The 13,623-nt window shown below is 67.1% G+C and carries 11 protein-coding genes and 1 tRNA gene; 6 read left to right on the forward strand and 6 right to left on the reverse strand.

The genetic code is table 11. The features are described from left to right. Window position 1: 1 nt before the first annotated feature. Window positions 2-78 (reverse strand) — tRNA-Met (locus G539_RS0104330). 123 nt (window positions 79-201) lie between these two features. Then, window positions 202-1,983, reverse strand: coding sequence for an aspartate--tRNA ligase (aspS, locus tag G539_RS0104335; protein ID WP_029074112.1), 1,782 nt, complete (start codon window positions 1,981-1,983; stop codon window positions 202-204). A 449-nt stretch (window positions 1,984-2,432) separates the two neighbouring features. On the opposite strand from aspS, the gene rnd reads away from it, so the two are divergent. Continuing rightward, window positions 2,433-3,611 carry a ribonuclease D gene (gene rnd / locus G539_RS0104340; protein WP_029074113.1) on the forward strand — a complete coding sequence of 393 codons (1,179 nt, stop codon included), beginning with the start codon at window positions 2,433-2,435 and terminating at the stop codon, window positions 3,609-3,611. A 61-nt stretch (window positions 3,612-3,672) separates the two neighbouring features. On the opposite strand, the gene ppx is transcribed toward rnd, so the two are convergent. The 4 genes from ppx to G539_RS0104360 all read right to left on the reverse strand — a co-directional run bounded on the left by ppx (window position 3,673) and on the right by G539_RS0104360 (window position 9,321). Continuing rightward, window positions 3,673-5,226: an exopolyphosphatase gene (ppx, locus tag G539_RS0104345; RefSeq protein ID WP_051231111.1), complete on the reverse strand. Its 1,554-nt coding sequence runs from the start codon at window positions 5,224-5,226 to the stop codon at window positions 3,673-3,675. Beyond that, on the reverse strand, window positions 5,222-7,420 hold the full coding sequence (locus G539_RS23645; protein ID WP_035829966.1) for an RNA degradosome polyphosphate kinase: 2,199 nt from the start codon (window positions 7,418-7,420) through the stop codon (window positions 5,222-5,224). Before G539_RS23645 ends, ppx begins: the two co-directional genes overlap by 5 nt. Before the next feature lie 80 nt (window positions 7,421-7,500). Next, window positions 7,501-8,205, reverse strand: coding sequence for a P-loop NTPase family protein (locus G539_RS0104355; RefSeq protein ID WP_029074115.1), 705 nt, complete (start codon window positions 8,203-8,205; stop codon window positions 7,501-7,503). A gap of 27 nt (window positions 8,206-8,232) precedes the next feature. Continuing rightward, entirely contained in the window at window positions 8,233-9,321 is a 1,089-nt protein-coding gene (locus tag G539_RS0104360) for an AI-2E family transporter (RefSeq protein WP_051231069.1), read from the reverse strand. A gap of 155 nt (window positions 9,322-9,476) precedes the next feature. On the opposite strand from G539_RS0104360, the gene G539_RS0104365 reads away from it, so the two are divergent. The 5 genes from G539_RS0104365 to purN are packed head-to-tail and all read left to right on the forward strand — an operon-like array spanning window position 9,477 to window position 13,599. Next, window positions 9,477-10,934, forward strand: coding sequence for a class I adenylate-forming enzyme family protein (locus G539_RS0104365; protein WP_029074117.1), 1,458 nt, complete (start codon window positions 9,477-9,479; stop codon window positions 10,932-10,934). Beyond that, window positions 10,931-11,152, forward strand: coding sequence for an acyl carrier protein (locus G539_RS27275; RefSeq protein WP_035829969.1), 222 nt, complete (start codon window positions 10,931-10,933; stop codon window positions 11,150-11,152). The genes G539_RS0104365 and G539_RS27275 overlap by 4 nt, the downstream gene beginning before the upstream one ends. A gap of 29 nt (window positions 11,153-11,181) precedes the next feature. Beyond that, the gene (locus tag G539_RS0104375) at window positions 11,182-11,808 is read left to right on the forward strand and encodes a GNAT family N-acetyltransferase (RefSeq protein WP_029074118.1); all 627 of its coding nucleotides are present in this window, start codon (window positions 11,182-11,184) and stop codon (window positions 11,806-11,808) included. A gap of 52 nt (window positions 11,809-11,860) precedes the next feature. Continuing rightward, entirely contained in the window at window positions 11,861-12,934 is a 1,074-nt protein-coding gene (purM, locus tag G539_RS0104380; RefSeq protein WP_029074119.1) for a phosphoribosylformylglycinamidine cyclo-ligase, read from the forward strand. Window positions 12,935-12,936: 2 nt separating this feature from the next. Next, the gene (gene purN, locus G539_RS0104385) at window positions 12,937-13,599 is read left to right on the forward strand and encodes a phosphoribosylglycinamide formyltransferase (protein ID WP_035829972.1); all 663 of its coding nucleotides are present in this window, start codon (window positions 12,937-12,939) and stop codon (window positions 13,597-13,599) included. Window positions 13,600-13,623: the final 24 nt, after the last annotated feature.

Consider the following 13,623-nt stretch of genomic DNA (forward strand, 5'->3'; position numbering starts at 1 on the left):
CTGGTTGCGGGGACCAGATTTGAACTGATGACCTTCAGGTTATGAGCCTGACGAGCTACCGGGCTGCTCCACCCCGCGTCAAGCGCGTCGCCTGTCGACGTCGCGCAGTGGTGATATAGACGGTACCCCTCGCGATGAGAAGCCCGGCTAAGCACTTTCCGCCCGTCGTCCACAGCCATCGGCCGGGACCGGACGCACGCCTCAGTTCGGCAGGTTGAGGCGGATGTGCAGTTCGCGCAGCGCCTTCGGCGTCGGATCACTCGGCGCGCCCATCAGCAGGTCTTCCGCCTGCTGGTTCATCGGGAACAGCGTGATCTCGCGCAGGTTCTGCGCCCCGCAGAGCAGCATGACGACGCGGTCGATGCCGGCCGCCATGCCGCCATGCGGCGGCGCGCCATACTGGAAGGCGCGATAGAGACCGCCGAAATCGCGCTCGACGTCCTCCTTCGACCGGCCGACCAGCTCGAACGCCTTGACCATGGTCTCCGGCAGCTGGTTGCGGATCGAACCGGACGCGATCTCGAAGCCGTTGCAGACGGCGTCATACTGATACGCCTTGATCGTCAGCGGATCCTGATGGCTGAGCGCATGGATGCCGCCCTGCGGCATCGAGAAGGGGTTGTGCGCGAAGTCGAGCGTCTTCGTCTCGTCGTCCCATTCGTAGAACGGGAAGTCGACGATCCAGCAGAGCTCGAAGCGGTCCTTGTCGATGAGGTTCAGGTCGGTGCCGACGCGCGTGCGCGCCTCGCCGGCGAACTTGTAGAACTTCGACGGCTCGCCGGCGACGAAGAAGACGGCGTCGCCATCTTCCAGGCCGAGCTGGACGCGGATCGCCTCGGTACGCTCCGGGCCGATGTTCTTGGCGACCGGGCCGGCCCCCTCGAGCACATCGTTCTCGGTGCGCCAGAAGATGTAGCCGAGGCCAGGCTGGCCCTGCTGCTGGGCCCAGGAGTTCATGCGGTCGCAGAAGGCACGGCTACCACCGGTCCTGGCCGGGATCGCCCAGACCTCGGCCTTCGGATCGGCCTCGATCATGCGCGCGAACACCTTGAAGCCGGAGCCGGCGAAATGCTCAGTGACGGCCTGGATCTCGATCGGGTTACGCAGGTCCGGCTTGTCGGAGCCATAGGTGCGGATCGCCGTATCATAGGGGATGCGGCGGAACTTCTGCGTCACCGGCTTGCCATCGGCGAACTCTTCGAAAATGCCGCGCAGCACCGGCTCCATCGTGTCCCAGATCTCTTCCTGGGTAACGAAGCTCATCTCCAGGTCGAGCTGGTAGAACTCGCCCGGCAGGCGGTCGGCGCGCGGATCCTCGTCGCGGAAGCAGGGCGCGATCTGGAAGTAGCGGTCAAAGCCGGCCATCATCAGGAGCTGCTTGAACTGCTGCGGCGCCTGCGGCAGCGCGTAGAACTTGCCGGGATGAATGCGCGACGGCACGAGGAAGTCGCGCGCGCCCTCGGGCGACGAAGCCGTCAGGATCGGCGTCGTATACTCGTTGAAACCGATCTCGGTCATGCGCTGGCGCATGGAGGCGATGATCTTGGTGCGCTTCACGATGTTGGCGTGCAGCGTCTCGCGGCGCAGGTCGAGGAAGCGGTACTTGAGGCGCGTGTCTTCCGGATAGTCCGGCTCGCCGAACACCGGCAGCGGCAGTTCCTTGGCCGCGCCCAGAACCTCGATGCCCTCCACGAACACCTCGACCGCGCCGGTCGGCAGGTTCGGGTTGACCGTCTCGGGGGTGCGCTTCTTCACGAAGCCGTCGATCTTGATGCACCACTCCGAACGCACGGTCTCGGCGGTCTTGAAGGCGGGCGAATCGGGATCGGCCACGACCTGGGTCAGGCCGTAATGGTCACGCAGGTCGATGAACAGGACGCCGCCATGATCTCGCACGCGATTGACCCAGCCCGAGAGACGGACTGTCTCGCCCGCATGGGTCTCGCGGAGCTGTCCGCAGGTATGGGTGCGATAGCGATGCATGGTGCTGGATCCGGATTAGGTCTGGCGTCAACTGGACGAACGAACAGGTCCCCGCACGGGCAAGGACATGATCTACGCGCGCGGAAGAGCGCATGGGGGTCCATCTTTGTCAAGGACGAGGCCGAATGGCGAGGCCTTGAAATGGCAAGATTGGTCCCTATCTAGGGTTCATCCCAGCCATTCCATACGGACGGCGCGCCGAAAGGCGCAGCGGTTCGAACGATCGGGTCAGGACGGATGTACTCCGGCCCGTTCGGATGGTGGGCGACTGACTAGTCGTCGCGCACCACTGGCGGGACCATCGGATTGCCCAGGCCCGCAGTCGACACATGAGGCGCTATTCTCCTGGCGCCCGGCGTCGCCGGAGCCTGGGCTTCCTTTATTTTGCCGGGCCAGCGCCGCCGCACTCCCCCGCGACAAGCCGCGCCGCCTGCGCTATTAGAAGCTTCATGACCGATATCATTACGACAACTGAAGACCTCGCCGCCGCCTGCGATCGCCTCTCCCGGTTCGAATTCGTCACTGTCGACACCGAGTTCATGCGCGAAACCACCTATTGGCCGAAGCTCTGCATCATCCAGGTCGCGAGCACGGACGAAGCGGTGATCATCGACGCCGAGGTCCCCGGGCTCGATCTCGCTCCCTTCTTCGCGCTGATGGCGAACGAGAAGGTCGTGAAGGTCTTCCACGCAGCCCGCCAGGACATCGAGATCGTCTGGCATCTCGGTGGCATCATCCCCCATCCGATCTTCGATACCCAGGTCGCGGCCATGGTCTGCGGCTTCGGCGAATCGATCAGCTATGACCAGCTGGTGGGACGCATCACCGGCCACTCGATCGACAAGTCGTCGCGCTTCACCGACTGGAGCCGCCGGCCGCTGACGCCGCAGCAGGTCGACTATGCGATCGCCGACGTCACGCATCTGCGTGACGTCTACAAGGCGCTGAAGCAGAAGCTCGACAAGGGCAATCGGCATGAGTGGGTCGCCGAGGAGATGAGCGTGCTCACCTCGGTCGATACCTACCAGATCGATCCGGCGAATGTCTGGAAGCGGCTCAAGATGCGGATCAAGAAGCCGCTGCAGCTCGCCGTCCTGATGGAAATCGCCGCCTGGCGCGAGCGCGAGGCGCAGGCCCGCGACGTGCCGCGCGGCCGCATCCTGAAGGATGACGCGATCTACGAGATCGCCGAACAGCATCCCACGACCGCCGAGGCGCTCGCCCGGCTGCGTACCATTCCGCGCGGTTTCGAGCGCTCGCGCACGGCCGAGGACATCCTCGCCGCCGTCAAGCGCGCGGTCGACCTGCCGAAGGACAAGCTGCCCAAGGTGCCGAAGGTGAAGCCCGCCTCCGATGGCAACGGCGCCGCCGTCGACCTGCTCAAGGTCCTGCTGAAGATGACCAGCGAGGAGCATGGCGTCGCCGCCCGCGTGATCGCGACGGTCGACGACCTCGAGGCGATCGCAGGCGACAGCAATGCCGACGTCCCGCCGCTGCATGGCTGGCGGCGCGACCTGTTCGGCGAGCAGGCACTGAAGCTGAAGAGCGGCGACATCTCGCTGCGGCTCGACGGCCGGCGCGTCACGATCGTCGACAACGCACCGAAGCCAGCCATCGAAGCGGCCTGATCGGTTCGCGATCGGATTGGAAGTCGAGGCGCCGGCCTGAGGCCGGCGCTTTTTTTGTGCCTCAGTCGATGTCTTCGACGACGATCGCCGGCCTGAACCCGCCGAGCTTGGCGAGCTGCGCGACGCGCCGCTGCAGGCGGCTGCCGGCCAGCATGCCGCGATCCGGCGGCAGGACCAGCGTCAGCTGGTCGCCGCGCGCCTCGATCCGCGTGCGCGGAATGACCCCAGCCATGGATCCGGAGACGAGATAGGCGACCCGCAGCGCCGCCCCCAGAGCGCGGGAGCGCTCGATCAGACGGGTCGTCACCAACTCGCGAATGCGCGACGACAAATGCTCGTCGACCAGTCCCTCGTGGCGATAGTAGTTGGCGAGCGCGAGATAGGCGCGGCCGGGATGATCGATGCCGACGAAGGAGCCATGCGCAATCAGGTTGAGGCTCTGCTCGCCGCGATAGTCCGGATGCGCGCGCCAGCCGACATCGGCCAGCAGGCAGGCGGCCGTGCGCAGGCGGGCCTCTTCCGGCGTCTCGTCGATGCCGATCGCGGCCAGCGCCTGCCCGGTCCAGGGTCCGAGCTCGCGCACATGGCCCGGCGAGCGCGAGCGCAGCACCGCCAGTTCGTCGGCGGCGGCGATCAGCGGATCGAGCGCCTGGGTCTCGGGATCGAGCAGGTCGTAGAGCAAGCCCTCGCGCACGCCGAGCGCCGAGAGGATGATCACAGACGGCTTCATGGCGCGGATGACCTGCTCCAACACGATGGCGCCATAGGGGAGCAGGAGACGCCGGCTCTTCGACACCGCCTCGATCGAATCGAGCGATTCCGCGTCGCGCCGCGCCACCATGCGGCAGAAGTCGAGCGCTTCGTCCGCCGGTATCGCATATTCATGCATGATGTGGAGCGGATAGCCCTTCTGGCGCATGTGCAGGCGCGCCAGGGACCGCCAGGTGCCGCCGATGGCGTAGAAGGGTTTGCCCTGCCCCTTGGCGAGAACCGCCGACCGGGAAAGCGCGTCGGCGGCGATCTTCTCGGCCTTCTTCAGCGTCTTGTCCGAGGTTTCCTCGAGACGCAGGCCGCCGAGCGGAAACGTTTCGCCGGTGCCGATCTCGCGGCCCCGGATATCGACGACCTCGAGGCTGCCGCCGCCCAGGTCGCCGGAAATGCCGTCCGGCTCATGGATGCCCGAGATCACGCCCATGGCGGACAGGCGCGCCTCTTCCGGACCGCTCAGAAGCGAAACCTCGACGCCGGTGATCTCCTCGACCTCGGACAGGAAGTCGGCCCCGTTCGAGGCTTCACGCGCCGCGGCGGTAGCCAGCACGTGCACGGAGCGGACCTGCATCTGCTGGCAGAGCCCCATGAAGCGGCGGATCGCGGCGAGGGACGCCTCCACGGCCTGTTCGTTGAGCCGCCCGGTTCCGGCGATGCCGCGCCCGAGCCCGGCCAGCTCCTTCTCGTTGAACAGCGCCATCGGCGACCGGCTCAGGCGCTCATAGACCACGAGGCGCACCGAGTTGGAGCCGATGTCGATGATCGCGACGGGACCGACGCCGCTCAGCCGTCCCGGCGCATACTCATGCGTCTCTCCATCCTCCGCAAGGCATGCTTCGGCCTCAATGCTTGGCAGGTCGATTCCCGATCGATCGGGGCGAGCTGTTCTTGAGCGATTTTCCACGGCCAGAGAGACTCGGGTTTGTCATGAAATAGGACTGGGCGTTGAAGATCTCTTCGCCCTTCCGCGGCACGATCCTTTGCGACGATCCATCCGGCTGGATCTCCCAGCTCTGCTGGTTGTCCTTCAGGTTGGCAACCATGATCTGATCGAGCACCTGCTCGTGCACGGTCGGATTCAGCATCGGGATCATCGCTTCCACGCGACGATCGAGGTTACGAGGCATCATGTCGGCTGACCCGATATAAACGATCGCTTCCGGCGAGGGCAACCCGTGGCCATTGCCGAAGCAGAGAATCCGGGCATGCTCCAGGAAGCGGCCGACGATCGACCGGGCGCGGATGCGGTCCGAAAGACCCGGCACGCCCGGCCGCAGGCAGCAGATGCCGCGGATCACCAGCTCGACATCGACGCCAGCACGGCTGGCGTCGTAGAGCGCGTCGATGATCTGTGGATCGACGAGCGAGTTCATCTTCATCCAGATCGCGCCCGGCTTGCCGGCCTTCACATGGTCGATCTCGGCGTAGATCAGGTCGAGGATGCGCTTGCGCAGGAAATGCGGCGAGGTCGACAGGCGCTCGATCTCGACCGGCTCCGTGTAGCCGGTGATGTAGTTGAAGATGCGGGCGACGTCGCGGGCGATCGCCGGATCGTCCGAGAAATAGGACAGGTCCGTGTAAACGCGCGCCGTGATCGGATGATAGTTGCCCGTCCCGATATGGACGTAGCTGACGAGCTGGCCATTCTCGCGGCGCACGACCAGCGACAGCTTGGCGTGGGTCTTCAGCTCGATGAAGCCGTAGACCACCTGCACGCCGGCGCGCTCGAGATCGCGCGCCCACTTGATGTTCGCCTCCTCGTCGAAGCGCGCCTTCAGCTCGACCAGCGCGGTCACGGACTTGCCGGCCTCGGCGGCCTCGGTCAGCGCCTTGACGATCGGGCTGTCCTTCGAGGTACGGTAGAGGGTCTGTTTGATGGCGACGACATCCGGATCGAGCGCCGCCTGGCGCAGATACTGCACCACGACGTCGAACGACTCGTAGGGGTGATGGACGATGAGGTCCTTGGCCCGGATCGCGGCGAAGCAGTCGCCGCCATTCTCGCGGATCCGCTCCGGGAACCGTGCCTGGTAGGGCGGGAACTTCAGGTTCGGGCGATCGATGCCGACGAGCTGCGACAGGTCGTTCAGCGCCAGCATGCCGTCGACCAGGAATATCTCGTCCGGCAGCACGGCAAGCGCGCCGGCGACGAAGTTGCGCAGCGCGTCGGGCGTCGCCGACTCGATCTCCAGGCGGATCACCGAACCGCGTCGCCGGCGCTTCAGCGCTGATTCGAAGAAGCGAACGAGATCCTCGGCCTCTTCCTCGACCTCGATGTCGGAGTCACGGATGATGCGGAAGGCGCCGACGCCCTCGATCGCGTAGCTCGGGAACAGGCGCTGCGTGAACAGCGACACCGCGTTCTCGAGGCTGATGTAGCGGTCGACGCCGGGCTCGGTGGACGGCAGCTTGATGAAGCGATCGAGTGTCATCGGCACGCGCAGCAGCGCCGTCATCCGGCTGCCCGTCGCCGGACGGACCAGTTGCATGACCAGCGAGAAGCCGAGATTGGGGATGAACGGGAACGGATGCGCGGGATCGATGGCGAGCGGCGTCAGGACCGGAAAGACCGAATCCATGAAATAGCCCTCGAGCCAGGACCGCTCGCCCTCCTTCAGTTCGGTCGGATCGGTGAGGATGATGCCGGCGATGGCCAGTTCGCTGCGCAGCTCGGCCCAGCGGGTCTGCTGGTCGGAGGCGAGCGTCGAGACGGCCTCGGCGATCTTGGCGAGCTGCTCGCTCGGCGTCAGGCCGTCATCGCTCGTCATGCTGACGCCTTCGCGCTGCTGGCCCCTCAGGCCGGCGACGCGCACCATGAAGAACTCGTCGAGATTATTGGCCGAAATCGACAGGAAGCGCAGCCGCTCGAGCAGCGGGTGATGGGCGTTGCCGGCCTCCTCGAGCACCCGGCGATTGAACTCCAGCCAGGACAGCTCGCGATTGATGAAGCGCTCCGGACTGTGGCGCAGGCGATCCACGGCCTCGGCGTCGATCTTGATCGCGGCCAGCGCCGCCTTCGCATCGGGGTTCTTCTGGTCCATGACTCTAATCCACTCGCGTTCCGCCCGAGGATACACGCGAATTGTGACAATTGCGTCATGGATGACGCCCGTCCCGATCTTTAGTCGTCGAAGGGTAGCTCCGGCTCGTCGCCGGCCTCGCGCGCCAGGACCGTCGCCGCCAGATGGCGGGAAATCGGCCGCCCGGCGGCCAGGGCCTCGCGATCGAGCAGCTCGACCAGCCGGTTGGCCGCGCCGAGCGAGCGCTCCATGCGCTGACTGATGAAGTCAACCACCGCCGGATCGACGGCGAGCTGGCGGTCGGCGAACAGCTTGAAGATGACGCGGGCGAGCAGATCATCCTCCGGCTCGCTCAATTCCGCCGGCACGGCGGCGCGCAGGCGCGAGGCCAGGTCCGGCAAGTCGAACTGGAGCGCCGAGACGGGAACGCGGCTGGTCAGGAGCGCCGAGACACGGCGCTCCCGGATCAGGTTGAGCAGATGAAACAGCGCCGGCTGCGAAACGCCATCCTCATGCAGGTCCTCGACCAGGACGGGGCGGTCGCCGACGACGCCGTCGAGCGACGCCGTGGCGAGGTCGCGCGCCGCGATCTCGCCGGCGCCAGCGGCGACCTTCCAGATCTGGCCGAGATGCGTCTTGCCCGAACCGACGGGCCCGACGAGGACGGCGACGGGATTGGGCCAGTCCGGATGACGGTCGACCAGCGCGACCGCCGAATCATTGGCCCTGCCGACGACGAAGTCCGCCCGAGTCATGGCGGCGCTGTGCGGCAGGGAGAGCGGCAGCTGCCGCAGCGGATCACTCATGATACTCAACGCTCGAACGATGGCCGATCAGGAACGCGCGGATGGCTCGTCCCCACCGGTCCGCCCGCGATAGATCGGGCTGGTCAGATAGCGCGACAGCGCGAAGCGCATCAAGACCGCGACCGCCGCGGCAGCCGGCACCGCGATCAGCAATCCCACGAAACCGAACAGGGCGCCGAAGGCGAACAACGCGAACATCAGCCAGACCGGATGCAGGCCGACGGCGCCGCCGACCAGGCGCGGCTGCAGGATGTTGCCCTCGACGAACTGGCCCACGGCGAAGACCAGGACCGTCGCGCCGATCCACTGCCATTCCGGCCAGAACTGCACGATGGCGACGCCGACGCCGACGACGAAACCGACGGTCGTGCCGACATAGGGAATGAAGGAGAGGATGCCCGCGCCGATGCCGATCAGCAGGCCGAAATTCACGCCGACCAGCATCAGGCCGAAGGCATAGATGCAGCCGAGCAGGATGCAGACCAGCCCCTGCCCCCGAACGAAACCGGCAATGGCATGGTCGATGTCGCGGGCGATGCCACGGACCGTCTCGACATAGTCGCGCGGCACCCAGCTGTCGATGCGGGCGACCATGCGGTCCCAGTCGATCAGCATGTAGAAGGCGACCACCGGCGTGACCACGAACAGGGCGGCGATATCCATCAGCGCCGCGCCGCCGCTCCAGATCGACTTGAGCAGAGTCGAAAGCCAGCCGGCCGCCTCGCTCATCAGCGTGCCCATGGAGCTCTTCAGCTGATCGGCGTCGATCTGCAGCATCTGGCCGGCTCGCGTCCGCAGCATCGCCTCGATCAGCGCCTGCAATTGCTGCGCGTAGATCGGGATCTTCTCGATGAATCCGGCGAGTTGGTTCGCCAGCAGCGGCACCAGCAGCAGCACAAGCAGCACGAGCAGGACGACGAAACCGACCAGGATCACCAGGGAGGCCGACAACCGGCTCAGGCCGCGCCGCTCAAGCCAGTCGGCGATCGGATCGAGCCCATAGGCCACGGCCATGCCCGCCACGAAGGGCAGCAGCACATTGCTGAAGACGACCAGGAAGGCGACAAAGACCAGGAACAGGCCCAGCCAGAACAAGATCTGACGCTGCAGATTCACGGCGGTGCCGCCCCCTCTTCCTCGATCAGTCGGACCACCTGGCACGACCCGACAGGCTCCAGATAGGGCCTGCATCAATTCAGGGTCAAGGATAGCGCGGCGCGGTTGTGTCAGACACCACAGACAAGCGCGGTGCCCTGTGGCAGTGTCGGCCCATGTTCGCGCATGTTCCAGCCTCGGCCCGCGTCGTCGACGCGCGCACCGGAGAGACCTTCGACCGCGCCGCCCTCGCCGCCGCGATTCATGATCGTGCCGTGGCGCTGCGCGGCGGCGGCGCGACCAGGGGCGACCGCGTTGCCGTGGCGCACGGATCGCCGGCCGGCATGCTTATCGACCTGTTCGCGATCTGGCGCATCGGCGCCGCGGCGGTACTGCTTTCCAAGAACATCACCGCCAGCGAACGGGCCAACGTGATCGCGACGGTGCGCCCCGCGCTCTGGGTCGGCCCCGTGGAAGACGGCCACCTCCCCCATCTGCCGCCGGCGGAGCCCGCTTCCGGAGCCAGCCTCGCCAGCGCCGCCGACGAGCTCGACGACGCGACGCTGGACGCGCCGGCGCTGATCCTGATGACGTCGGGCACGACGGCGACGCCGAAGGGCGTCGTGCACAGCCGCCGCTCGCTCGCCGCGCGGATCGCGCTCAACATCGCCCATATCCCGCCAGACGCGCTGGCGGAGACGCTGTCGCTGCTGCCGATGCATTTCGGGCATGGCCTGATCGGCAATTGCCTGACGCCGCTCCTCGCCGGCACGCGCCTGCACCTGATGCCCGATCCCGGCCCGATCGGACTGGCGCGCCTGGGTCCGCTGATCGACGCGCAGGGCATATCTTTCCTAAGCTCGGTGCCGTCGCTCTGGCGCGTCGCCATGAAGACAAGCCCGAAACCGGAGCGCGGATCGCTGCAGCGCGTGCATGTCGGCTCGGCCCCGCTCTCCGTCGAGCTCTGGCGCGCCATCATGGACTGGGCGGGCACGGAGCACGTCGTCAACATGTACGGCATCACCGAGACCGCGAACTGGATCGGAGGCCACGACGCTGCCGAGGCCCCGCCGGCCGATGGCCTGGTGGGACGGGCCTGGGGCGGCGCGATCCGCGTCATCGGCGAGGACGGCGCGCTGCGCGATCGCGGTCGTGGCGAGGTCGTCGTGGCGACGCCAGGGCTGATGCAGGGCTATCTCGACCAGCCGACGCTCACGGATGTGGCGATAAGGGGCGGCTGGTTCCTGACCGGCGACACCGGCGAGATCGACGCCGATGGGCGGCTCAGCATCGTCGGGCGCCTGAAGCACGAGATCAACCGGGGCGGCATCAAGATCCCGGCCGAGGAGATCGACCTCCTGCTCGAGCGCCACCCCGACGTCGTCGAGGCATGCGCCTTCGCCCATCCCGACCCGATCAGCGGCGAGACGATCGCCGTCGCGGTCGTGCTCCGCGCCGAAGCGAGCGCGGACGAGGCCGCGCTCCGGCAATGGTGCCGTACCCAGATCCGCGCCGAGGCCGTGCCCGAATACATCCGCGTCGTCGAGGCGCTGCCGCGTAACGAGCGGGGCAAGCTCGACCGGCGCCGCACGGCGGAACTCTTCCAGACGAGACGGAGCATGCCGGCGGAATGAACGCGCTCGACCAGGCCCGCCGCATCATCGCCGAAGCGCTGGCTCTGCCCACGGATCTCGCGCCTATGGACGGATCCATGGAAACCCTGCCCGAATGGGACAGCATCGGCCATGTCCGGATCGTCCTAGCCGTCGAAGCGGCGATCGGGCGCCCGCTGCCGCCCGACGCGATGCTCGGCGCGATCGACGTCCCGTCCGTCGCCGCCTTGCTAGACTGAGCCCAGCCCGCCCGCTCCCCGGTGATGCCATGTTCAAGTCGCTGCTGAGACGCCTGAAGCCTCTTCCCCGGGTCGTGATCGAGACCGAGCGCTTCACCCTGCGCGGCGTGTCGCGCGAATGGCTCGGCCGCCACAGCTTCCGCTGGGCCGAGAACGAAGCGTTCCTGGATGGCCTTGGCTGGCCGCCAGGGCCCTATACGCGGCGCAAATGGACACGCCGCTTCACCCGCTCGGACAATCGCAAGGTCTTCCATTTCGCCATTTTTCCGCGCGGCAGCGACCATCTGATCGGCTCGCATGGTGTCTTCTTCACCGAACCCGGAAGCGCCCTGCTCTACGTCGCCATCGGCGATCTCGAATGGTGGGGCAAGGGCGTCGTGCAGGAGGTCCGCGCCGCGCTGCTGGACTTCGTCTTCGACAAGGCCGGCGGTCATCGCGCCTATGGCCAGGTGCACGGACGCAACGCCGCCTCGATGTACAACTACCAACGCCTCGGCTTCCGCCACGAGGGCACGATGCGGCAGCAGCGGCTGCTGCCGCGTTCCAACGAACGCGTCGACCTGGTGATGTTCGGCCTGCTCAAGGAGGAATGGCTGGCGCGCCGAAGCGTGCGTGAAATGCGCCCCGATCCGCCATCGACCCGGAATACGGGTTGACGACGACGGCGTGGATGTGGTCCTCCCTGCCCAAAGCAACCGGGATCCTTCGATGACCGAAAAGTCCAGCGTCAAAAACGCCCTCAGCTATGCCGACGCTGGTGTCGATATCGACGCCGGCAACCGTCTCGTCGACATGATCAAGCCGTTCGTGAAGGCGACCCGCCGCCCCGGCGCGGATGCCGATATCGGCGGTTTTGGGGGAATCTTCGACCCGAAGGCGGCCGGCTACACCGATCCGCTGCTGGTCGCCGCCAATGACGGCGTCGGCACGAAGCTGAAGGTCGCGATCGACACCGGCATCCACGACACGGTCGGCATCGACCTTGTCGCCATGTGCGTCAACGACCTAGTCGTCCAGGGCGCCGAGCCGCTGTTCTTCCTCGACTACTTCGCCACCGGAAAACTGGATCCGAACGAGGCCGCGACGGTCGTCGCCGGCATCGCCGAGGGCTGCCGCATCGCCGGCGCCGCGCTGATCGGCGGCGAGACGGCCGAGATGCCGGGTCTCTACAAGGCCGGCGACTACGACCTCGCCGGCTTCGCGGTGGGCGCCGTCGAGCGCACCGGCCTGCTGCCGCGTCCGGATGTCGCCGACGGCGACGTGCTGCTCGGCCTCGCCTCCTCCGGCGTGCACTCGAACGGCTTCTCGCTCGTCCGCAAGATCGTCGAGCTGTCCGGTCTCGGCTTCGATGCGCCGGCGCCGTTCGCGCCAGAATTCACGCTCGGCCGCGCGTTGCTGGCACCGACGCGGATCTATGTGAAGCCACTGCTCGCAGCGATCCGCGCGACCGGCGGGATCAAGGCGATGGCCCACATCACCGGCGGCGGTTTCGTCGACAACATTCCGCGCGTCCTGCCGGATGCGCTCGCCGCCTCCGTCGACCTCGACGCCGTCGCCGTGCCGCCGGTCTTCGGCTGGCTCGCCCGCACCGGCGGGGTCGCCGAGCGCGAGATGCTGCGCACCTTCAACTGCGGCGTCGGCATGATCGTCGTCGTCGCTCCCGAGGCGGCGGATGCAGTCACGGCAGCGCTTGCCGCGGAGGGCGAGACGGTGATGCGCCTCGGCACGCTGGTGCCGCGCGACGGCGAAGGCGTTGAATTCTCCGGCGCCCTGGCGCTCTGATCATGGCGAGAAAACGCGTCGCGATCCTGATCTCGGGCCGCGGCTCGAACATGACGGCCCTGATCGAGGCCGCCGCCGATCCGGACTTCCCGGCCGAGATCGCGCTCGTCCTGTCGAACCGCGCCGACGCGGGCGGCCTCGCGCGCGCGGCCGAAGCCGGCATCGCCACGGCGGTGATCCCGCACAAGCAGTTCCCCGATCGCGCCGCCTTCGACGCGGCGATGGACGAACGACTGCGCGCCGAGAAGATCGATCTCGTCTGCCTCGCCGGCTTCATGCGGCTGCTGACCGCCGGCTTCGTCGAAGCCTGGCGCGACCGGATGATCAACATCCATCCGTCGCTGCTGCCGCTCTTCCCCGGCCTTGACACCCATGCCCGCGCCATCGATGCCGGCATGCGGCTGGCGGGCTGCACCGTGCATTTCGTCCGCGCCGAGATGGATTCCGGCCCGATCATCGGCCAAGCGGCGGTTCCCGTCGCGCTCGACGACACGCCGGAAACGCTGGCGAAGCGCGTGCTGACGGCCGAGCACGAGCTCTATCCACTGGCGCTCGCGCTCGTCGCCAGCGGCATCGCGACCGTCGAGAATGAGCGGCTGAAGCTTCGCGCCGACATGCCGGCGGACCTTGGCGGCATGCTGACGGCGCCCGCCTTCGGGCAATAGCTCCCGACACAAGCGGCACGGCAC

It is taken from the genome of Kaistia adipata DSM 17808, from assembly GCF_000423225.1.
GTDB classification, from domain to species: Bacteria; Pseudomonadota; Alphaproteobacteria; order Rhizobiales; family Kaistiaceae; genus Kaistia; species Kaistia adipata.

Bases quoted from the DNA above. Each gene is read 5' to 3' on its own strand.
- aspS (WP_029074112.1), bottom strand. From the start codon at position 1,983: ATGCATCGCTATCGCACCCATACCTGCGGACAGCTCCGCGAGACCCAT.
- G539_RS0104375 (WP_029074118.1), top strand. From the start codon at position 11,182: ATGTTCAAGTCGCTGCTGAGACGCCTGAAGCCTCTTCCCCGGGTCGTG.
- G539_RS0104365 (WP_029074117.1), top strand. From the start codon at position 9,477: ATGTTCGCGCATGTTCCAGCCTCGGCCCGCGTCGTCGACGCGCGCACC.
- purM (WP_029074119.1), top strand. From the start codon at position 11,861: ATGACCGAAAAGTCCAGCGTCAAAAACGCCCTCAGCTATGCCGACGCT.
- G539_RS27275 (WP_035829969.1), top strand. From the start codon at position 10,931: ATGAACGCGCTCGACCAGGCCCGCCGCATCATCGCCGAAGCGCTGGCT.
- G539_RS0104355 (WP_029074115.1), bottom strand. From the start codon at position 8,205: ATGAGTGATCCGCTGCGGCAGCTGCCGCTCTCCCTGCCGCACAGCGCC.
- rnd (WP_029074113.1), top strand. From the start codon at position 2,433: ATGACCGATATCATTACGACAACTGAAGACCTCGCCGCCGCCTGCGAT.
- purN (WP_035829972.1), top strand. From the start codon at position 12,937: ATGGCGAGAAAACGCGTCGCGATCCTGATCTCGGGCCGCGGCTCGAAC.
- G539_RS23645 (WP_035829966.1), bottom strand. From the start codon at position 7,420: ATGGACCAGAAGAACCCCGATGCGAAGGCGGCGCTGGCCGCGATCAAG.